We start from the raw sequence: 20,539 nt of genomic DNA on the forward strand, positions 1-20,539 counted from the left end.
ACTGAAAGCCCTGCGCGATGGCCAGACAAACAGTTGACGCACCGTGTCCGGTATCCTATTTTTAAAGGTCCGCGTCTCTGGGATGCGATTCGCTTTCCGTCCCCTGCTGCGTTCGGGCAGGCTGGTTGCATGATCTCCTACCCTGACATCATGGCAATTTGCTATACCGGGTTATGGCCGCATGAGTCCATGCGGTGCCGATGTTTCCGCGTCGCGATCATCGAGGGGTGCGGCGTATATCCCCCCCCAGTCTCCAGGAGCGATTCACGCATGACTGCGTCGAAAGGCCGCCGCTGGCTATGGGCGGGTGCCGGTTTGTACTTGATGTTCGAGACCTTGTGGATCGTGCCGCCGTACGCCGCACTATGGGGGAGCGCCGGAGTCCGGCTAGCCTTGCCGCTGGCCGTGGTCAAGCTCGGGCTCGCGCTGCTGCTGCTGTCCGGGCCGCGCGAAGCGGGAGGGACGCCGTGGCGCGGCGCTTCGCCCGTAGCCTGGCATGAGCGCATCCCGGTTCGCTATGGCCTCGCGCTGGCTGCGCCTTGCCTGGCCCTGTATCTGTGCGCCGGTCTCGGCGGCGATGTCGGTCAGCGTCCCTTGCTGATCCTGTTTATCCTGCCGGTCATTCTGTGTGCGATGTACGGTGGAGTCGGACCGGGCCTGCTTGCCACCCTGATCACGGTGCTGGGGGCCGGCTATTTTTTCATTCCTCCCGGCGGCCGCTTCGCCATCGAATGGTCCATTTTGCTGCTGGATGGCGTTCTGGTCAGCGTGCTGAGCGGCGGCCTGCATCGTGCGCGCTCGCGCGCGATGCAGGCGCAGGCCGATCAGGAGGCTGCGAGCGGGCGAATGCGCGCGAGCGAGGCGGATCTGCGCGCGATGTTCGATGCCAGTCCGGTGCCGCACTGCGTTTCACGCGTGGATGACGGGAGTGTGGTCGATGTCAATCCGGCCTTCCTGGCCCTGTTCGAGCTTGCGCGACAGGAGGTGCTGGGGCGTCCGCTTGCCATCGTGTGCGGGGAGGCGGGTCTGGCGGGCGACGGATGCGAACGCACCGAGTTCGAATTGCGTCGCCGCAACGGTTCGCGGATCAGCGTTCTGGCTTCTGCGCGCCCCATCGCCTATGCCGGCGCGATGTGTCGTCTGAGCAGCCTGGTTGACTTGAGCGCCGAGCGCCAAGTCAGCGATGCGCTGCGCCGCAGTGAACAGCAGTTTCGTCTGCTGGTGGATGCGATGACCGACCTGTCCTTCTGCCTGCTTGATCCCGAGGGGCTCGTCGTCAGCTGGAGTGCTGGCGCGGAGCTGATCAAGGGCTATTCTGCGGCCGAGATCGTCGGTCATTCCTGCGCCTGCTTCTATTCTCCCGAGGACCGCGCCGACGGGCTGCCCCAGCATTTGCTGGCGCAAGCCGTGCGGCAGGGGCGTGTCGACAGCGAGGGATGGTGTATCCGGCGCGATGGCAGTCGCTTTTGGGCGCACACGACGCTGTACGCCGTCAGCGGCAGCGACGGGCAGCTGCTCGGCTTCGGCAAAGTCACGCGCGATCTGAGCCGGGAGCGCGCCGCCCTGAACGAGTTGCGTGCAAGCGAGGCGCGCTGTGCCGGAATCGTAGAGTCGGCCATGGATGCGATTCTGGTCATCGATGCCGCACAGCATATCGTGCTGTTCAATGCCGCGGCCGAAACCATGTTCGGCTGGAGCGCGAGCCTGGTGCTCGGGCGCGGGCTCGATTTTCTGCTTCCCGCTGCGCTGCAGAGCGGTGGCCGCGCGGCATTCGAGTCCATGGCCCCCGATCGCAAGACCGGCGATTGGCGCGCCGGCGTGGTCGAGTTGTTCGGTCTGCGCGCCAACAGCGAGACCTTTCCGCTGGAGGCATCGCTGGCGCGGCAGGAAACCGCGGGCGAAACCTCGTTCACTGTCATTCTGCGCGATATCAGTACGCGGCGCCGCGCCGAAGCCGCGATAGAGCGACATGCGCGACAGCTGGAGTCGCTACAGGAGATGAACCAATTCATTCTGACCGCGCATGACCCACGCCAGGTGGCGCAACTCGGCCTGCGCCATCTGCGCAGCTGGGTGCCGTACTGGGGTGCGACCGCGATGGTGTTCGACTGGGAAAAACGCACGGCGACGGTCTTGGCGCTCGAGCGCAGCGATGGCGCACGGTACGCCCCCGAGACGCTGATGACGCTGGAAAGCTACGGCTTGGCCGACCTCGATCGGCTGCGTTGCGGCGAGGCCTGCCTGGTCGCTGACCTTGGGGCCTTGAACGATCGTAGCGCCTTGCTGGAGCGGCTGTATCGGCAGGGCATGCAGTCCTACCTCAGGCTGCCCCTGATCGCGGATGGCGCGCTACTCGGCGCCTTGAATCTGGCGTCCGACCGTGCCGGTGCTTTTGACCCGGTGCAGCAGCAGGAGGCTGAAGCCGTCGCGCATCAATTGGCCATCATGCTGCAACAGGTGATCCTGCGTCACAGGGTAGAACGGCTGAATCATATGTATGCGGTGCTCAGCGGGATTAATGCCTTGATCGTGCGTTGCCATGATCGCTCGGCCTTGTTCGACGAGGTCTGTCATATAGCGGTCGAGGCCGGCGCGTTCAAGATGGCCTGGATCGGTGTCATCGATCCGGTCACCGGCATCGGGCGTGTTGCCGCCAGCTACGGCGGGGATGATGCTTATCGCGAGAAAATCGAGCTGGATGCGAATCCGGACTCGCCGGTTTCCCGTCGCCCGTCGTGCCAAGCCGCGCGCAGCGGGGAACTCGTCCTGTGCAATGACATTGCCGCCGACGCGTCGCTGTCCGCGCTCTGGCCCGACTTCCTGCACGGCGGTCTGCGTGCCGTCGCCTGCCTGCCTATTGCTGTCGAGGGGAAGACGGTCGCCGTCCTGGCCTTGTTCGCGGGTGAAGTCGGGGCGTTCGATAGTGTCGAAGTTCCTTTGCTGGAAGAGCTGGCCGGCGACATCGGTTTTGCACTCGACCATATCTGCAAGGAGGAGGAACTCGACTATCTCGCCTATTACGACGCTCTGACCCGGCTGGCCAACCGGACCCTGTTTCTCGATCGCCTGAGTCAGACGCTGGCAGCGGCCGCGCGCGAAGTCCGCCGCTGTGCGCTGATACTGATTGATATCGAACATTTTAAATTCATCAACGATGTCTACGGACGCAGGACGGGGGACGAGGTTTTACAGTTGCTTGCACAGCGCCTGGCTGGATGTGTCGATGACCCCAGCCTGCTGGCCCGGCTAGGGTCGGATCAATTCGCGACGATCGTGCTCAATGCCGACAGTGATGACGAGGTGGCGCGTAGAGTCGAAAGCCTGTTGCGCGACTGTCTGGAAGTTCCCTGCGTGCTGGGGGCCGGCGAGTTGCGCGCATCGGCCAAGTTCGGTATCGCCATGTATCCACTGGATGGCAACAATGCCGAATCACTGCTGGAAAATGCCGAAGCCGCGTTGAAAAAAGCCAAGGCGACGAGCGAAAAATTCCTGTTCTATCGCCAGGAGATGACCGAGCGCGCCGTGGCAGCGCTGGCGCTGGAGAATCAACTGCGCCAGGCACTGGTTCGGCGCGAGTTCCTGCTCTACTACCAGCCCAAGATCGATGCCGCCAGCCGCGAAGTGGCCGGCGTCGAGGCCCTGCTGCGCTGGCAGAGCCCGCATGCGGGTCTGGTCGAGCCAGCGCGCTTCATTCCCATGCTGGAAGAGACCGGATTGATTCTTGATGTCGGAGCCTGGGCGCTCGGGCAGGCGGCCGAAGACAGGCAGAGCTGGGAGCTGGCCGGCTTGAGCGCTCCCCGCGTCGCGGTCAATGTGTCCGCCATCCAGCTGCGTCGCAAAGACTTTGGCAGCAAAGTTGCACAGGTATTGGCCCCTTTCGGTGCCGATCCCGGCATCGACCTCGAGATCACCGAGAGCTTGATCATGCAGAATATCGATCACTGCATCGAGTCGTTGCAGGTGATCCGCGCGACCGGCATCCGGGTCGCCATCGACGACTTTGGCACCGGCTATTCTTCGCTGGCCTATCTCGCGCGTCTGCCGGTGCAGGCGCTCAAGATCGATCGCGCCTTCGTCACGACGATGCTGGAGCAAGAGGATGCCATGACCCTGGTGGCGGCGATCATCTCGCTCGGCCATTCACTGCGTATGGAGGTGATTGCGGAAGGGGTGGAGACCGAGGCGCAGGCGGTCGCGCTGGCCGGGCTCGGCTGCGATACGATGCAGGGTTACTTGTTCAGTCGCCCGGTCAGTGCCGAGCGCATCGGCGCCATGCTGGCCCCGTGCGCGCCAAGCCTCCCCGTTCCGGGCGCGGAAGGATAGCAAGGACGGCGTGGCCGTCCTTGCTGCTGGGGTGCCGCGTACTGCGCTATAGCGTTTCGAGCCAGAGAAATATACGTTCTGCCGTTTTTTCCCAATGCGTGTCCAGCATCATCATATGCCCCATGTGCGGCAGTATCTCGGCGCTGACGCCGAGGCGCTCCGCGCTCGCGACCACGTCTTCCGGCGAGACCAGACGATCTTCAGCGGCGCCCAGGACCAGCGCCGACGTCTCATGCAGGGGCATGATGCCGAGCGGATTGACGAGCGTCATGTCGATGATGGCGCGCTGGCTTTCCTGCTGGCACAGGCCCATGGTGCTGGCCACTGTCTCGTCGGGCGCATCCGGGGAAAACAGCATCGCGCGCAATTCGTCGACGGCGGGGAGATAGTTGCTGCTCTGATACAGATTCAGTCGCATGAACAAGGATGGCGCCTGCGTCATCAGGCGCAGGCTGGAAGCCGCCATGCCGTAAGGAGGAACCGAAGCCAGTAGCGCGACACCCGGCAGCGGCTGATGAGTCAGATAGTTCTGAATCACATAGCCGCCCATCGAGTGACCTATCATCACCGGCGCGGTCTTGAGCCGTTTGACCGCCCATACCAGGTTGCGGCGGTAATCTTCGATGCTGATTGCCGATAGGTAGTGGTGGCCGTCGCTGCCGCCGTGTCCTTCCAGGCTGAGTGCCCAGCAGTCGAAACCGCGTTCGGCGAACCAGGGCATGAAGTGTTGCTGCCAGCACCACGCGGCGCAGAAGGCGCCGTGGACGAAAAGCAGCGGGGGCCGCGCGCGCGCGGCTCCCCGCGCGGCCTCGTGCACGAGCTCGAGGCTCGGCTGCATCACAGAACCTCGGCCGCGTGGTCGGCCAGGCGCGAACGCTCGCCGCGCTGCAAGGTGATGTGGCCGGAATGGTCCCACCCCTTGAAGCGATCGACGACGTAGGTCAGCCCCGAGCTTCCTTCGGTCAGATAGGGCGTGTCGATCTGCGAGACGTTGCCCAGGCAGACGACCTTGGTGCCGGGCCCCGCACGCGTGATCAAGGTCTTCATCTGCTTCGGCGTCAGGTTCTGCGCCTCATCGATGATCAGGTATTTGTTGAGGAAGGTCCGGCCGCGCATGAAGTTCAGGCTCTTGACCTTGATGCGCGAGCGGATCAGGTCGCGCGTGGCGGCACGCCCCCAGTCGCCGCCGTCGTCGTCGCTCTTGTTGAGTACGTCGAGGTTATCTTCCAGCGCGCCCATCCACGGGGCCATTTTTTCTTCTTCGGTGCCGGGTAGAAAGCCGATGTCTTCGCCCACCGGCACGGTCACCCGCGTCATGATGATTTCGCTGTACAGCTTTTGTTCCAGCGTCATCGCCAGGCCGGCGGCCAGGGTCAGCAGGGTTTTGCCGGTGCCGGCCTGGCCGAGCAGGGTGATGAAGTCGATTTCGGGATTCATCAGCAGGTTGAGGGCAAAATTCTGCTCGCGGTTGCGCGCGGTGATGCCCCATACATTGTTTTTCTGATGGCCGTAGTCTTTCAGCGTTTCCAGTACCGCCGTCTTGCCGTCGAGGGTGACGACCCGCGTCTGTAGCGGCGATTCTCCCTCTTGCCACAGCATCTGGTTGATGTACAGGCTGGGCGTGTCGGGGCCTTTGAGCTGATAGTAGCTGCGCCCGCGATCCTGCCATGACTTGAGGTCGCGTCCGTTGCGCTCCCAGAAGGTGGCGTCGATCTCGCGGGTGCCGGTGTACAGCAGGTCGGTGTCTTCCAGAACTTTGTCGTTGAAATAGTCTTCGGCTTCCAGGCCCAGCGAGCGGGCCTTGATGCGCATATTGATGTCTTTGGAAACCAGGATGACCGGGCGATCGCGGTACAGGTCCTTGAGTGCCATGACGATGCCGAGAATCTGGTTGTCGGCTTTGCCCACTGGCAGGGATGTCGGCAGGACGCTATGGATGGCCTGGGTCTGCAGAATCAGTTTGCCGGTCGCCGCGTCGCGGCTGTGCGACTTGAGGGGAATGCCCTCCTCGATATGATCTTCGGCCCCGCTGACGATCTCGTCGAGGAAGCGGCTGGCCTGGCGACCGTTGCGCGCGACTTCGGACATGCCTTTCTTGTGATCGTCGAGTTCTTCCAGAGTGATGATGGGGATGAAGATGTCGTGTTCTTCGAAGCGGAAGAGAGAGGTCGGATCATGCAACAGAACGTTGGTGTCGAGCACAAACAGCTTGCTGGTTTTGGTCTTTTTACGACTGGCCATGATTGTCCCCTTGTCAGCACGCGGTCCGGCCAGGATGGCCGGACCCGCGCGGTTAAAGTGTTTTCACGAACTCCAGCACTTCCGCAGCGTGACCTTCCACTTTCACGCCGCGCCATTCGCGGATCAACTGTCCGCTCCCATCGATGACGAAGGTGCTGCGCTGGATGCCCCTCACCTGTTTGCCGTACATGCTTTTCATTTTGATGACATCGAACAGATTGCAGGCGATTTCTTCCGTATCGCTGGCCAGTTCGAAGGGCAAACCGAATTTGCTCTTGAAGTTTTCGTGAGACTTGAGGCTGTCGCGCGAGATGCCGACGATGTCGGCGCCGAGCGCCAGGAACTCGGGGTGCAGATCGCGAAAGGCGATGCTTTCGTTGGTGCAGCCGGGGGTATTGTCTTTGGGATAAAAGTAGATGACGAGCGGTTTGCCGGCGGTGGCGGGGGAGAACGTGGTGCCGGAAGTCGCCGGCAGAACGAAGTCGGGGCAGCTGTGATCGGGCATGCCTTGCTCCTGTGACGATTATGGATGAATCCGTCTCACTGTCTAGGGTAGCGCAGAGCGCTGCCGCAGGACATGGGGCGGTCGAAAAAAAATGGCACTCAAGGCATGCCACGCCGCAACAATACCCACAAGGCGCCGCTGCCGCCGTGCAGCGGCGAGGCCTCGCAGTAGGCCAGAATGCCGGGATGGTGCCTGAGCCAGATACGGACCATGCGCTTGAGAACCGGTTCGCCGCCGGAACCGAAGCCCTTGCCGTGAATGATGCGCACACACTGCCCGCGCCGTTGCGCATGGTGCAGGAACACCAATAGCGCGTCTTGCGCCTGATAACGGTCGTGGCCGTGCAGGTCGAGTTGGGCGATGCAGGGCCAGTGTCCGGCGCGCAGGCGCTTGAGCGTGGAAGAGGGCATGCCGTCGCGGCAGAAGCTGTCATAGTCTTCCGCCGGTTCGAACCAGCCCGCCATCTCGCGTAGCCGCGCCCGCTCGGCATCTTCCGTCAACGGTGCCGTCGCTTGCTGCGGCCGGCGTCGCGGCGGGGGATGCGAGGCGGTCGGCCACGCCTGGCGCGTGTCCTTGAGCGGACGCACGTCGGCGAACAGGGTGCGAAAATCGGGCTCCGGCTCCGGAGCCGGTGTCTGGACGGGGGCGGGGGCTTCTAGGCGCTCGCGCGCGAGTCGTCGCGCGAGCGCCTTGAGCGGGTCATGCAAGGGCTTCAAGATTTATTTCAGCTGATCGAGGTAGCGTTCGGCGTCGAGTGCCGCCTGGCAGCCGGAGGCGGCGCTGGTGACGGCTTGGCGGTAAATGTGATCTTGTACGTCGCCTGCAGCGAAAACACCGGGGATGTTGGTGGCGGTTGCGTTGCCCTGGTGTCCGCCCTGCGTGATCAGGTAGCCGGTCGCATCCATTTCGAGCTGGCCTTTGAAGATTTCGGTATTGGGCTGGTGGCCGATGGCGATGAAAACCCCGGTCAGATCCAGGTCTTCGCATGTGCCGTCTGCCGTCGCCACGCGCAGACCGGTGACGCCACTGTCGTCGCCGAGGACTTCATCCACGCTGCGATTGAGTTTGAGGCTGATCTTGCCTTCGGCGACGCGTTCCTGAAGCTTGTCTATCATGATTTTTTCGGCGCGGAAGGTCTCGCGGCGATGGACGAGCGTGACGTGGCGCGCGATATTGGCCAGGTACAGCGCTTCCTCGACGGCGGTATTGCCGCCGCCGACCACCGCAACGTCCTGTTGCCGGTAGAAGAAACCGTCGCACGTCGCGCAGGCCGATACGCCTTTGCCTGCGAAGGCCTGTTCCGACGGCAGTCCAAGGTATTTGGCCGAGGCGCCGGTGGCGATGATCAGCGCGTCGCAGGTGTATTCGCCCGAGTCGCCGATCAGGCGGATCGGTTTTTCGGTCAGCAGGGCGGTATGAATATGATCGAACAGGATTTCGGTGCCGAAGCGCTCGGCATGGCGCTGGAAGCGCTCCATCAACGCCGGGCCCATGACACCGTCGGCATCTGCCGGCCAGTTGTCGACCTCGGTCGTCGTCATCAGCTGCCCGCCCTGGGCCATACCGGTAATGATGACGGGCTTGAGGTTTGCCCGTGCGGCGTAGACGGCAGCGGTATAACCGGCCGGACCGGAGCCAAGGATCAGTAGCGGACTGTGGCGTGGTGTACTCATCATGGATTCCTGTTTTTTATGGTCGTATGCGTTGCTATTCTAACAGTTTAGCCTGACATCGCGCATTTCAAGACCTAGCATGAAAAATGCGTGTTGCGCCTGCACGGGGCGGACAGAACGGAATGAGCGGGAGGTGTGATATGGATCCGGTGGGACAGGCAGCAAATCAGGTCGCTTCTGCAACAGGCTACGGCGGGGTACAGGTCAGGGTGCTGAAGACAGCGGAGAACCTGGAGGCGGAAAGCGTGTTGTCGCTGGTGGATGGCGCGGTTGCGACGATGCAGCAGACTGCGGCCGTCAACCTGTCGACGCTAGGACAAAACGTCGATGTCCAGGCCTGAGCGGTCCCGCTCAGGCCTGTGTTTTGGTCATGGCGTTGTAACGAGGGGGTTGTAGCAACTGCTGAGTGGCCTGGTAGGAGTTCACGGCCTGGCTCTGGCTCGCATCGAGGCGTTCGGCTTCGCGCTGATTCTGGGCGCTGCGTTCGCTGGCTCGGGTTTGTGCCGCACGTTCTTCTTGCGCGCGATCCGCTTGCGCGGCTTGCTGCGCCGGGATTTCGGCCTGGCTTTCCATGTCGGCGCGCGAGCGGGCAGGGGCTTGCGCCGCATTGGCCGTGCGAGTGGTGTCGGAGCGTGTTCCGACCTGGGCGACGGACTGCGCGGTCTGTGCGCTTATGCTGACCTGGGTTGCCGTCAATTGCATCTGCAATTCGCTGGCGACCCGGTTTGTGTTCTGGGTGCTTTGCGATTGCTGTTGCTGCACCGCTTGCGCCTGCACGGCCGTCGTTTGGGCCGCGATGTCTGTGGCGCTGTCTTCGCGGGTCGCCGTCTGTTGCTTTTGCGCTGCGTTTTTCGACGCCTGTGCGGCATAGGTGTCGTTCGGCAAGGCATTGATTGAGCTTACATTCATAGCCAGCTGTCCTACACTGATAGTCGATGTAATTCTAGTATAAATTCATAAGGATAGCGGCGTTAATTTGCGCGACGACGGGCGAGTATTCCGGGAAGGTAAAGGAAGAGCGATGAGCGGGGTGTGGCTGGCAGGACTGGGCGCCGCCCTGGCGCTGAATGTGGCGCTGGCGGGCGACGCCGGCGCCGGGCGCGCGCCGTATGGCACCTGGTACGAGTGGGCGCACTATCATGCAGCGAATTCACTGGAGTGCGCGCAAGCGACCGTGCTGATCCTCTGGCCGTCGGCGGCAGGCATAGAAGTGTTGCGCCAGTGCCGCGATGGCGAGGGAGCGATGCGGCGCAGCGACGAAGAAGCGACCGGAAGCGGTGGCGCGCTGAGCTGGAAAGTCTACTCGATCTGGCCGTTCTATCACCGGGAACGGGTGTTGCTGGCCGACCCCCGTAACCGCTATCTCGTTGTCGGCGCCGATGGCCTCGACGACGTGATGGTGTTTTTTGCCACCCCCGACCCGGCCGCCGATCTGGTCGGCGACGTGGTGGCGCGGCTTGCCGCGCTCGGTGTCGAAGTCGAAGCACTCGTGCATGCGCGCCGGATCGATACCGCGCATGCCGCCCGCGATGCATCAGACCTGCATTGAATGCTGATCCCGCAGTACGAGCGCCAGCATGCGCTCGGCAAGTTCGTCCACCGACAGCCCGCCGTCCTGGCGATACCAGTGTACGGTCCAGTGCAGGCTGCCCAGCAGCGACCGCCGCAGCAGGCGCGTGTCGGTCTTGATCAAGCCGGCGGCAGCGGCCTCATCCAGCACCTGCTGCCAGAGCGCTTCATAGCGGTCGCGCAGCACGATCAGCCCCGCTCGTTCGGTGGCCGCGACGCTGCGCCATTCGTAGAGCATGACCTCCAGTGCCGCCTGATTGTCCCCCAGCAGCGAATTCAGATGGACGTGAAACAGGGCGGCCAGCCGCGAGTGTGCATCGCCGGCCTGCGCGAGAGCCTGTTCGAGCTTCTCGGTCGTACTGCTGATGCCGAGCGCCATGACGGCGGTCAGGATGTCGTCCTTGCTGCGGAAGTGATAGAACAGACTCCCCGACTGCATGCCTATCGCTTCGCCCAGGTCGCGTACCGTGGTGCGTTCGAAACCGTGATCGCGAAACAGGCGTGCCGCCACGCGCACCAGTTCCATGCGTCGGTCCCCGCCATGCGGCCTCATTGCGGGAGAACCCCGGGCAGCAAACCCTGCGCTGCGCGCCAGACACGCTGCGGCTCCATTTTCTCCAGGCAGTCGGTATGGCCGAGCGGGCAGCTGCGCTCGAAGCAGGGGCTGCAGTCCAGTCCCAGTGTCACGATGGTCGCATGTCGGGACAAGGGCGGAGTGAAATCGGGGCTGGAGGAACCGTAAAGCGCGACCAGCGGGATGTCGAGCGCCGCCGCGACATGCATGAGGCCGGAGTCGTTGCAGATGGCGATGTCGGCCAGCCCCATCAGGTCTATCGCCTGGTCGAGCCCGGTCTTGCCGCAAAGATTGACCGCCGCGCCGGAGAGGGCTGCGATCTCCTCTGCGATTTCGCGGTCCTTGCCGGAGCCGAACAGCCAGACCGCGATGCCGGCCGCCTCGAAGCGGCGTGCGAGTTCGGCGAAATGGCGGGCCGGCCAACGCTTGGCGGGGCCATACTCGGCCCCCGGGCAGAAGGCGGCTATCGGGCGTTCGCGGCTCAGGCCGAAGGCGGCGAGCGTCGCGTCCTGGCTGGCGGCGGATATCGTGATGTGCGGAGCGGGGATAGGGCGCACGATGGGCTGGTGCTTGTCCTCGGCCAGCGCATAAAAGCGTTCGACCATCATCGGCAACTGGTTTTCGTCCAGCTCGCGTGCATCGTTGAGCAGCCCGTAGCGCGATTCGCCGATAAAGCCGGTGCGGCGGCGGCTGCCGGTAAACAAGGGGATGAGTGCCGACTTGAGCGAGTTGGGCAGCACGATCACCTGATCGAAATGCTCGCGCGCGAGTGTGCGTCCCACGCGCCAGCGCGCCGACAGTTGCAATGCTCCGTGTCCGAAGGGATTGAGATGGGCGCGTGCAACTTCCGGCATGCGTGCTAGCAGCGGCAACGTCCACTGCGGCGCGAAAACATGCAGCTCCAGACCGGGATGGCGCTCGTGCAGACGCCGGTATAAAGGCTGAGCCATGACGCTGTCGCCGATCCAGGATGGGGCAATTACCAGGATTTTTTTCATATCGCACAGGCAAGGCGCGCCGACACGGGCCGAATCAGGCCGTGCCGACGCGCCGGGGTGGGGTCAGTGATGGTGTCCGAGCGGGCCGACCAGTTTGTAGCGGGTGCTACAGTAGGGACAAGTCGCTTCGCCGCTTGGGTCCAGTGGCAGGAAAACCCGGGGATGCGAGTTCCATTGCACCATGTCCGGCATCGGGCAGACCAGCGGCAGGTCGGCGGCGGCGACTTCGATCACGTGCCGGGTGTTTTCTTTGAGTTCGCTCATGCTCTGTGTCCTCGCGGGACGCCGTAGCGTCCCTTCGCGTCTTACTCTACGTAGCTCAGCCAGTGTTCGTGGGCCGGATCGAGGCCCTTGACGCTGTCGAAATAGCGTTTCTGGATTTCGGTGGTGACCGGGCCGCGATGCCCGGCGCCGATCTGGCGGCCATCGAGCTCGCGGATCGGGGTGACTTCGGCGGCGGTGCCGGTGAAGAAGGCTTCGTCCGCGCTGTAGACTTCGTCGCGGGTGATGCGCTTTTCGACCAGGCTCAGCCCCATCTCGGCCGCGATCGTGATCACGCTGTCGCGGGTGATGCCTTCCAGCGCCGAGGTCAGGTCAGGCGTGTACAGCTTGCCCTTGCGGACGATGAACACGTTTTCGCCCGAGCCTTCCGCCACATAGCCGTCGACGTCGAGCAACAGCGCTTCGTCGTAGCCGTCGCGGGTGGCCTCGGTATTGGCCAGGATCGAGTTCATGTAATTGCCGTTGGCCTTGGCCTTGCACATGGTGATGTTGACATGATGACGGGAGAACGAGGACGTCTTGACGCGGATGCCGCGCTCCATGCCTTCTTCGCCCAGATAGGCGCCCCAGGGCCAGGCGGCAACGATCACGTGCACGTCGTCTGCCGGCGGCGCCACGCCGAGCTTGCCCGAACCATAGAAGGCCATCGGCCGGAAATAGCACGACTTGAGCCCGTTGGCCTTCAGCACGTCGTGGTGCGCGCGATTGATCTGCTCGCGCGAGAAGGGCAGCTTGATGCCGAGAATGTGCGCCGAGCGGAACAGGCGGTCGGTGTGGTCGCCGAGGCGGAACACCGCAGGGCCGCGCGGCGTTTCATAGGCACGAACGCCTTCGAACACGCCCATGCCGTAGTGCAGCGTGTGGGTCAGAACATGGGTCGTGGCATCGCGCCAGTCCACCATTTCACCGTCGTACCAGATAAAGCCGTCTCGATCGGACATTGACATCTCGGTTTGCTCCGCATTTTTTTCAGATGATGTGTGTCGATTATACCGTTGCCCCGGCGCTTGTGAACCCGACGCTTGAAAAACAGCCTTCACTCCTGGCCAAACAGCGCATGCCACAGTTGCTTTCCCGCCTGGTAGCGTTCGCGCAAGGCGTCGTCGACGTCGACGCGGTCGAGATCGTTGAGGCGGGCCGCATGCTGCAGCCGGCGTAAATGGCGGTAGGTGTCGCGACAACCGCGTGCGAGATCGGCCGGGATCAGTCCTGCGTCGGCCGCGCAAGCGAGCAAGGCGATGGTGCCGCTGTTGGCGGTCAGCGCCGGCAAGTCGGCGGCGTGACCGAGAATCAGGTACTGCATGATGAATTCGATATCGACGATACCGCCGCGCGCATGCTTGACGTCGTGCTCGAGCGCCGGATGGCTCTCCAGCATACGGCTGCGCATGGACAGGACTTCGGCGCGCAAACGCTCCGCGTCGCGCGGGAGGGTGAGGATGGCGTGGCGTATTTCGGCGAAGCGTTCGCCTATGCCCGCGTCGCCGGCGATGAAGCGTGCGCGGGTCAGCGCCTGGTGCTCCCAGGGCCAGGCGTCGAGCCGCTGGTAGCGTTCGAACGCTTGCACGCTACTGACCAGCAGGCCGCTCGATCCATTGGGGCGCAGGCGCAGATCGATGTCATACAGGCGGCCGGCCGCCGTGGCGCTGGTGAGCCAGGCTATCATCTTGCGCGCGAGGCGCGAATAGATTTCGGCGGCATTCTGATCCGGGTCGTCGTACAGGAAAATCAGGTCGAGATCGGAGGCGTAGCCCAGTTCCTTGCCGCCGAGCTTGCCGTAGCCGACGATGGCGAACCGCGGGGTGTCGCTTTCGCGCGCAGGAATGTCCAGCCAGGCGTGGCGCAGCGTGGCGGCCAGCACGGTGTCGGCCAGGCGCGACAGTTCGTCCGACAGCGCCTCCAGCGTCCACATTCCGGCCAGATCCTGGGCTACAAGCCGAAAGGCTTGCGCGTGCTGGAAATGGCGCAGCATATCGATCTTGCCTTCGACATCGCCATCGAGGCCGTCCAGCTGCGCTTCCAGCTGCCGCGCCAGTACCGGCCAGTCGGGCGGCGCGTACAGTACGCGTGCGTCGAGCAATTCGTCGAGCAGGATCGGGTGCCGGGTCAGATAGGTCGATACCCACGAACTGGATGAGCATAGGGCAGCGAGACGCTGCAAGGTCTGCGGATATTCGGTCAGCAATGCCAGATAGGACGCGCGGCGGCTGATCGCCTCCATCAGTCCGATGATGCGCCCCAGCGTGGCGCCAGGGTTCGGGTAGCGGGCGGCGACTTCGATCAGGGGGGGGAGCAGCGCATCGAATTGCCGGCGGTTGAGTTGCGGCATCTGCTGATAGCGTTGCGAACGCGCGAGCGCTTCGAGCTGGCGCGCAACGTCGTCCGGGTCGCGATAGCCGAGCGCAGTCAGCGCCGGACGGATGTCGTGTTCGGCCAGGTCGCGCCAGGCCGGATACAGCGGGTGCTCGGGGGCGGTGTCGGTCGGCAGGAAAAAAACCTGTTCGAAATGCCGCGCCACGCGCTGGCGCTGGCGGGCGAGTTCCGTCATGAAGGTGTCGCGGTCGGGCAAGCCGAGCCCGTGGGCCAGTTTTTCGAGTGCCTCATCCGTGTCGGGAAGGGTCTGCGTCTGCTGGTCGTCCGTGTATTGCAGGTGATGTTCGAGCCGGCGCAGAAAGGCGTAGGCTTCCTGCAGCTCGGCGACGGCGCCCGGTTCGAGCAGGCGCAGCTCGCCCAGTCGCGCGAGGGTCGCGCGCGTGCCTCGCAGTTGCAGGCTCTTGTCGCGGCCGCCGCGGATGAGTTGGAAGACCTGGGCGATGAACTCGATCTCGCGGATACCGCCCGGGCCGAGCTTGATATTGTTGACCATGTCGCGGCGGGCGACTTCGCGCCGGATCTGCGCGTGCAATTCACGCATGGCGCCATAGGCGCCGTAGTCCAGATATTTGCGATAGACGAAGGGGCGCACCAGCTCGGCCAGACCGTTCTCGTCGCCGGACAGGGCGCGCGCCTTGATCCAGGCGTAGCGTTCCCACTCGCGTCCCTGGGTCAGCAGATAGTTCTCGAGGGCGGTGAAACTCATGGCCAGCGGCCCCGAGTCGCCGTAGGGGCGCAGGCGCATGTCGACACGGAAAACCTGGCCGTGATCGGTCAAGTCGCTCAGCAGGCGTATCAGCGCCTTGCCGAGCAGGGCGAAATACTCGTGATTGCTGATGCATTTCTCGCCGTCGGTCTCGCCGTTTTCCGGATAGATGAAGATGAGGTCGATGTCGGACGAGGCATTCAGCTCGTCGCCGCCGAGTTTGCCCATGCCGACCACGATCAATTGCTGCGCCAGGCCGCTGTCTTCGCCTATCGGCTGCCCATGGCGGGCGAGCGAGCGCTGAGCGACATCCAGCGCGCGCTCGATACAGAAGCGGGCCAACTGGCTCACCCCGCCCACGACTTCGTCCAGGTCGGCCATGCCGCCGATGTCGCGCACAATCAGGCGCGCCATGAAGGCCTGGCGCAAATCGCGCAGCGCGGGCGACAGTGCCTCGGGGGTCGCCAGTGCGTCCCAATCCGCGCAGGCCTGCATCTGGGCCAGGTCGAAGGGAGTGTCGACATTCCGCTCCAGCTCGCGCGCAAGATCGGGAGCGGCGGCTAGCAGGCGACACAAATAAAACGAATGATGCTTGGCCGTCTCGATGGCACGACTGGCATTTGATGGCATAATGAGTCCGTCCGGCTATGTCGGTTTCATTCCACCATTGTAATGGTTTGTCCCTCTTGGAAAAACGCTTTCAAGGTATTCGTCAGTTGCCGGTCGTTCATACTCTGAAACGACTGCTCAAGGCGTTGTCCCTGCTCTCGGGCCTGGCTGCGTTTCTAGTTGCGCTCGCTTTTCTCGTTTTTACCTACTGGCTTCTGCCGCGGCTGGACAGCTACCGCCCTGCGCTTGAGAGCTATCTGTCGCAGATGACCGGCCGTCGCGTCGCGATCGCGAAGCTGTCCGGGTACTGGGATGGCGTGGCGCCCTTGCTGGAGATATCGGGGCTCAGCATCGCCAATCCGGGCGGCGGCGCCCTGACGCTCGAGCATGTCGGTGCCAAGCCTTCGTGGGAGAGCCTGCTGGTGCTTTCCCCGCGCTTGTCGCGGGTCCAGCTGGACGGTCCCAGCATCGAACTGCTGCGCGGGCGGAACAATCTGCTGTATCTGAACGGTTTTCCGCTCAATGCAGGCAAATCGTCGGATGGACGGCTGAGCAATCTTCTGCTCAGTCAGAGCCGCATTGAAATCAATAACGCGCGGCTCGGGTGGCAGGACGACTACAACGGGTTTCCCCGCATCAATCTCGACCAGGGTCGGCTGGTGCTGACGCGGGGGTGGTTCGGCCATACCTTGCTGGTCTCCGGACGCCCGACCGATAATCCCGGCAACAGCGTCGAACTGTCGGTCCGCTGGCGCGGCGACGATGTGCGCGACTGGGTGCACTGGAGCGGTTCGATACAAGGCCGTATCAGTGGCGCCCTGGCCGGAACCTGGCGCCAGTATCTGGCCTCCTTCGGCACCCTGCGCACCGGCGAGGGCCGCGGGTCGCTCGACGCGACTTTCAGCGGCGGTCGCTTCGACCGCATCACGGCCGACTTCAAGCTGCAGAATGCCTTGTATGCCGCTCCCACGGCCTCTTCCGGCACGGTCGCGATCCCCGTCTTCGGCGGGCGGCTCGATATCGCGCGCCACGGCGAACGCTACGATATCGACGCGAGCGACCTGACGCTGTCGAGTTCGACCGGCATCGCTTTCGAGCATTCGCATATCCATGGCTCCTGGCAGGGCGGGGCAAGCGGTGGCGGCGAGTTGAGCCTGGACAACGTCGATCTGTTGCACCTGACGCCATTGGTGCACGGGCTCGGCCTCGATCGCAATCCGCTGTTTGCCCGCTTCGCGCCATCCGGGCGCCTGCAGGCGGTGAAAGTCATGTGGAGCGGCCATCTCGAAGCGCCGACGCGCTATCGGGTCAGCACCCGCTTCAACCAGCTTGCCTGGAAAACCTTCGGCGCGATTCCGGGCGTGTCGGGTGTGTCGGGCAGTGTCGACTTCGACCAGGCTGGCGGCCGCCTCACGCTCGATATGTCGAAGTCGCAGGTCCGTATCGATCCGGTGTTCCCGCATCCGCTCGATTTCGCGTCCCTGAACGCCGATATCGCCTGGCAGGTGGTGCCGCATGGGGTGAGCGTCGACTTTCGCGATGTGCGCTTCTCCGATGCCGCGCTGGCCGGGCGGCTGTCGGGGCACTACCGCTATGTCGGCACCGGCGCCGGGCAAATCGATTTGACGGCGAGCATAGAACGTGTCGACGCGATTCGCGTGCCGGATTACATGCCCTATGTCGTTGGGCGCGATACCATCAGCTGGTTGCGCCAGGCCCTGCGCGGCGGAGAACTGACGCAGACGACGCTCAAGCTCAGCGGCGATCTCGATCGCTTCCCGTTCCGCGGCGGGCGGGGGGGCGAATTCCTGGTGCAGGGCAGGGTGCGCGGTGGCAAACTCGCCTACCAGCCCGGCTGGCCTTTGCTCGACGGTATCGATGCGAGCCTGCGCTTTCATAACGAGAGTATGGAAATCGTCGGCAACTCGGTATCGACCGTCGGCGTTCCCCTGTCTGGCGTCAAGGTCACGATTCCCGACCTCGGGGCGGCCAAACCGCAGCTGCAGGTGCTCGGGCAGGCCAACGGCCGCATGCAGGACATGCTGGCCTTTACCCGCAAGAGCCCGGTCGATGGGTGGCTCGACGGTTTCACCGGCTCCCTGCACGCGACCGGCAGCGGTAAACTCGATCTCGGTCTTACGATTCCGCTCGCCGGCAAGGATCCGGTCCTTGTGCGCGGCGACATCCGGTTCGATGACAACGGGCTGCGTTTTGCGCGCCTGCCCCTGCCCGAACTCGAACATGTGACCGGCCATCTCGCATTCAGCGAACATGGCGTGTCCAGCCCGGGGCTGCACTTCGATGCCTTCGGCGGCGCCTTTGTCCTCAAGGCCGACAGCGATGCAGGCGGCGCGATGCGCTTCAATCTCGATGGCAATGCCGACAGCGGCAAGGTCATGCAGCGCTACGTGCCTGAATTGGCGCCCTATACGGTCGGCCGGTCGCCCTATTCGGCGCACTTTACCGTGAACAAGGGGCTCGAGTCGCTGCAGGTGACGTCGCCGCTGAGCGGTACGGCGCTCACGCTGCCGGCGCCCGCCAGCAAGGCGGCGGCGCTGGCGGCGCCCCTGGTGTTGAATCTGCAGGATGCGGGGCGTGCGGGGCTGCGGCTCGACTTCAGTGTCGGGACGCTGGCGGCCGGCCGTTTCCATCTAGCCGGGAACGGCGATATTCAGGCCGGGCAGGTCGCGATCGGCCGCACGCTGCAGGAGTCGATCCCCGATGGCCTGTCGCTGCGGGTCGCGGCGCCAAGCATCGATCTCAAACCCTGGATCGCGCTGCCTGGGACGGCGCCCAAGGGGGCGCCGTCCCAGTTCAGACTCGATCTGGAGACGCCGCTGCTGACCTGGGGCGAAATACAGTTGCACGATTTGACCATGGCGCTCAGTCACGGTGCCGGCGGAGGCGCTTGGCACGCGACACTTGTGGCGAAGGAAATGGGCGGCGATATCGATTATTTCTCGAACGGCGCCGGACTCGTGCGTGCCCGGATGTCGCGGCTGGCCATCGATGCCGGCCGTGAGCCGCGACGGGGGCTGACGCGCGCTAACAGCGGTTTGTCGCGCCTGCCCGCCCTGGATGTTCAGATTGCCGATTTCTCCGTGCATGGTGCGCGGCTCGGACGTCTGGAAATGACGGCGCGGCAGCAGGGCGAAGACGATTGGGTGATGGCGCCGGTCAATCTGGTCAACCCCGATGGCCGCCTGAGTGGTTCGCTGACCGTGCGCTCGGTGACCACGACGCCGTCGGTGGACAGCCATTTCAGCATCGAAAGCGGCAATGTCGGCAAGCTGCTCGATCGTTTCGGCTATCGCGATACCTTCTACAAGGGCGAGGGGCGGGTGGTGTCCGATTTGCGCTGGCCCGGCGCCTTGCCCGACTTCGACGTGGCGCGGGTCTCCGGTCGTATCGACCTCGACCTCAAGAACGGCCGCTTTGCCAGGGTCGACCCCGGGGTGGCGCGCCTGCTCGGCGTGCTGAGCCTGCAGTCGTTGCCGCGCCGCATCCGGCTCGATTTTACCGATGTCTTCAGCGAGGGCTTCGCTTTCGACGAGCTCAAGGGCAGCGCGGTGGTCACCTCCGGCGTGTTCGCAAGCGATAATCTGGCGATGAAGGGGCCGGCCGCCGACGTGTCGATCAAGGGCAGTGTCAACCTGGGGACCGATCAGGAACAACTGCGCGTGCATGTTGAACCGCATATCGCCGAGAGCGTCGCGCTGGCAACCGGGGCGGCATTGATCAATCCGGTGATCGGGGTCGCGGCTCTCGCCGCGCAGAAAGTATTGCAAGACCCCTTTGGCAAGATTTTCTCGGTAGACTATCTCGTGACCGGGTCGCTGACGGAGCCGGTCGTCAAGAAACTGGGAGCCACCAAATGAAGCAGCCCTACCTTGCCGCCGCCGTGCAGATGGTGTCCGGTACCGACTGGCGCACGAACCTGCAGCGCGCTCAGCACTGGGTGGCGGAAGCCGCGACGTCCGGCGCCCGCCTGGTGGTGCTGCCGGAGTATTTCTGCCTGATGGGCGCGCGCGACACCGACAAGCTGGCGCTGGCCGAAACGCTTGGCGACGGCCCGCTGCAGACCGCTTTGTCGCAGATGGCGGCGCGGCACGGAATCTGGCTGGCGGCCGGAACCCTGCCGCTGGTGAGCGGTGAGCCGGGACGCGTGCTCAACAGCCTGCTGTTGTTCGACCCGCACGGGCACCGTATCGCGCACTACGATAAAATCCATCTGTTCGGTTTTTCCGGCCTCGGCGAGCGTTATGCCGAAGCCGACACCATCGCGCCCGGGCGCGAGCCGCTCAAGGTCGATATCGACCTGGGCGAACTGGCTTTCGGCGTGTGTTACGATCTGCGCTTTCCCGAACAGTTCCGGCGGCTCGTGCCTTTCGACCTGCTGGTCTTGCCCGCCGCCTTTACCGCGACGACGGGCGAGGCGCACTGGGAGGTGCTGCTGCGCGCGCGCGCCATCGAAAACCAATGTTATGTTCTCGCGTCCGCGCAGGGCGGCGAACACGAGAACGGCCGTAAAACGCATGGCCACAGCATGATCGTCGACCCCTGGGGGCGCATCGTGTCCTGCCTTGAAAAGGGCGAGGGCGTGGTGCTGGCCACGATAGACCCGAACTTGATCCAATCGATACGCACGCGCCTGCCGGCGCTCGCTCATCGCGTACTGGAGTGAAA

The 20,539-nt window shown here is 63.9% G+C and carries 16 protein-coding genes; 5 read left to right on the plus strand and 11 right to left on the minus strand.

Annotated features, from left to right (window positions below; genetic code table 11):
* The first annotated feature begins 270 nt into the window (after positions 1-270).
* A complete protein-coding gene (locus G520_RS24085; RefSeq protein WP_051229434.1) occupies positions 271-4,323 on the plus strand; it encodes an EAL domain-containing protein in 4,053 nt (1,350 codons plus the stop codon).
* Between the two features lie 46 nt (positions 4,324-4,369).
* On the opposite strand, the gene G520_RS0114990 is transcribed toward G520_RS24085, so the two are convergent.
* The 5 genes from G520_RS0114990 to trxB all read right to left on the minus strand — a co-directional run bounded on the left by G520_RS0114990 (position 4,370) and on the right by trxB (position 8,742).
* Positions 4,370-5,161, minus strand: a complete 792-nt coding sequence (locus tag G520_RS0114990; RefSeq protein ID WP_036666379.1) for an alpha/beta hydrolase — start codon at positions 5,159-5,161, stop codon at positions 4,370-4,372.
* Positions 5,161-6,564, minus strand: coding sequence for a PhoH family protein (locus tag G520_RS0114995; RefSeq protein ID WP_028536359.1), 1,404 nt, complete (start codon positions 6,562-6,564; stop codon positions 5,161-5,163). Before G520_RS0114995 ends, G520_RS0114990 begins: the two co-directional genes overlap by 1 nt.
* A 52-nt stretch (positions 6,565-6,616) precedes the next feature.
* Complete coding sequence (locus tag G520_RS0115000) at positions 6,617-7,069, minus strand: peroxiredoxin (RefSeq protein ID WP_028536360.1); 453 nt, start codon at positions 7,067-7,069, stop codon at positions 6,617-6,619.
* Positions 7,070-7,167: 98 nt separating this feature from the next.
* Positions 7,168-7,785 (minus strand): Smr/MutS family protein, encoded by a 618-nt coding sequence (locus G520_RS0115005; protein WP_028536361.1) that lies wholly within the window; start codon positions 7,783-7,785, stop codon positions 7,168-7,170.
* 3 nt (positions 7,786-7,788) lie between these two features.
* Positions 7,789-8,742, minus strand: coding sequence for a thioredoxin-disulfide reductase (gene trxB, locus G520_RS0115010; protein ID WP_028536362.1), 954 nt, complete (start codon positions 8,740-8,742; stop codon positions 7,789-7,791).
* Positions 8,743-8,882: 140 nt separating this feature from the next.
* On the opposite strand from trxB, the gene G520_RS0115015 reads away from it, so the two are divergent.
* A complete protein-coding gene (locus G520_RS0115015) occupies positions 8,883-9,083 on the plus strand; it encodes a hypothetical protein (protein WP_028536363.1) in 201 nt (66 codons plus the stop codon).
* Between the two features lie 10 nt (positions 9,084-9,093).
* Here the strand turns inward: G520_RS0115015 and G520_RS0115020 are convergent, their stop codons facing one another.
* On the minus strand, positions 9,094-9,651 hold the full coding sequence (locus G520_RS0115020) for a hypothetical protein (protein ID WP_028536364.1): 558 nt from the start codon (positions 9,649-9,651) through the stop codon (positions 9,094-9,096).
* A gap of 112 nt (positions 9,652-9,763) precedes the next feature.
* Between G520_RS0115020 and G520_RS0115025 the strand changes: the two genes are divergently transcribed.
* Complete coding sequence (locus G520_RS0115025) at positions 9,764-10,291, plus strand: lipocalin family protein (protein WP_028536365.1); 528 nt, start codon at positions 9,764-9,766, stop codon at positions 10,289-10,291.
* On the opposite strand, the gene G520_RS23015 is transcribed toward G520_RS0115025, so the two are convergent.
* The 5 genes from G520_RS23015 to glnE all read right to left on the minus strand — a co-directional run bounded on the left by G520_RS23015 (position 10,277) and on the right by glnE (position 15,874).
* Positions 10,277-10,837, minus strand: a complete 561-nt coding sequence (locus G520_RS23015; protein WP_246542753.1) for a TetR/AcrR family transcriptional regulator — start codon at positions 10,835-10,837, stop codon at positions 10,277-10,279. The genes G520_RS0115025 and G520_RS23015 overlap by 15 nt on opposite strands.
* Before the next feature lie 23 nt (positions 10,838-10,860).
* Positions 10,861-11,883, minus strand: a complete 1,023-nt coding sequence (waaF, locus tag G520_RS23020; RefSeq protein WP_036666381.1) for a lipopolysaccharide heptosyltransferase II — start codon at positions 11,881-11,883, stop codon at positions 10,861-10,863.
* A gap of 63 nt (positions 11,884-11,946) precedes the next feature.
* Positions 11,947-12,147, minus strand: coding sequence for a zinc-finger domain-containing protein (locus G520_RS0115045; RefSeq protein WP_028536367.1), 201 nt, complete (start codon positions 12,145-12,147; stop codon positions 11,947-11,949).
* 41 nt (positions 12,148-12,188) lie between these two features.
* Positions 12,189-13,112, minus strand: coding sequence for a branched-chain amino acid transaminase (locus G520_RS0115050; protein ID WP_028536368.1), 924 nt, complete (start codon positions 13,110-13,112; stop codon positions 12,189-12,191).
* An 89-nt stretch (positions 13,113-13,201) separates the two neighbouring features.
* Positions 13,202-15,874, minus strand: coding sequence for a bifunctional [glutamate--ammonia ligase]-adenylyl-L-tyrosine phosphorylase/[glutamate--ammonia-ligase] adenylyltransferase (gene glnE, locus G520_RS0115055; protein WP_028536369.1), 2,673 nt, complete (start codon positions 15,872-15,874; stop codon positions 13,202-13,204).
* 56 nt (positions 15,875-15,930) lie between these two features.
* Between glnE and G520_RS0115060 the strand changes: the two genes are divergently transcribed.
* Both G520_RS0115060 and G520_RS0115065 read left to right on the plus strand, forming a co-directional pair.
* Positions 15,931-19,731: a YhdP family protein gene (locus G520_RS0115060; protein ID WP_246542755.1), complete on the plus strand. Its 3,801-nt coding sequence runs from the start codon at positions 15,931-15,933 to the stop codon at positions 19,729-19,731.
* Entirely contained in the window at positions 19,728-20,537 is an 810-nt protein-coding gene (locus tag G520_RS0115065) for a carbon-nitrogen hydrolase family protein (protein ID WP_028536371.1), read from the plus strand. Before G520_RS0115060 ends, G520_RS0115065 begins: the two co-directional genes overlap by 4 nt.
* The last annotated feature ends 2 nt before the right edge of the window (positions 20,538-20,539 follow it).

The organism is Paludibacterium yongneupense DSM 18731, from assembly GCF_000422925.1.
Lineage (GTDB): Bacteria > Pseudomonadota > Gammaproteobacteria > Burkholderiales > Chromobacteriaceae > Paludibacterium > Paludibacterium yongneupense.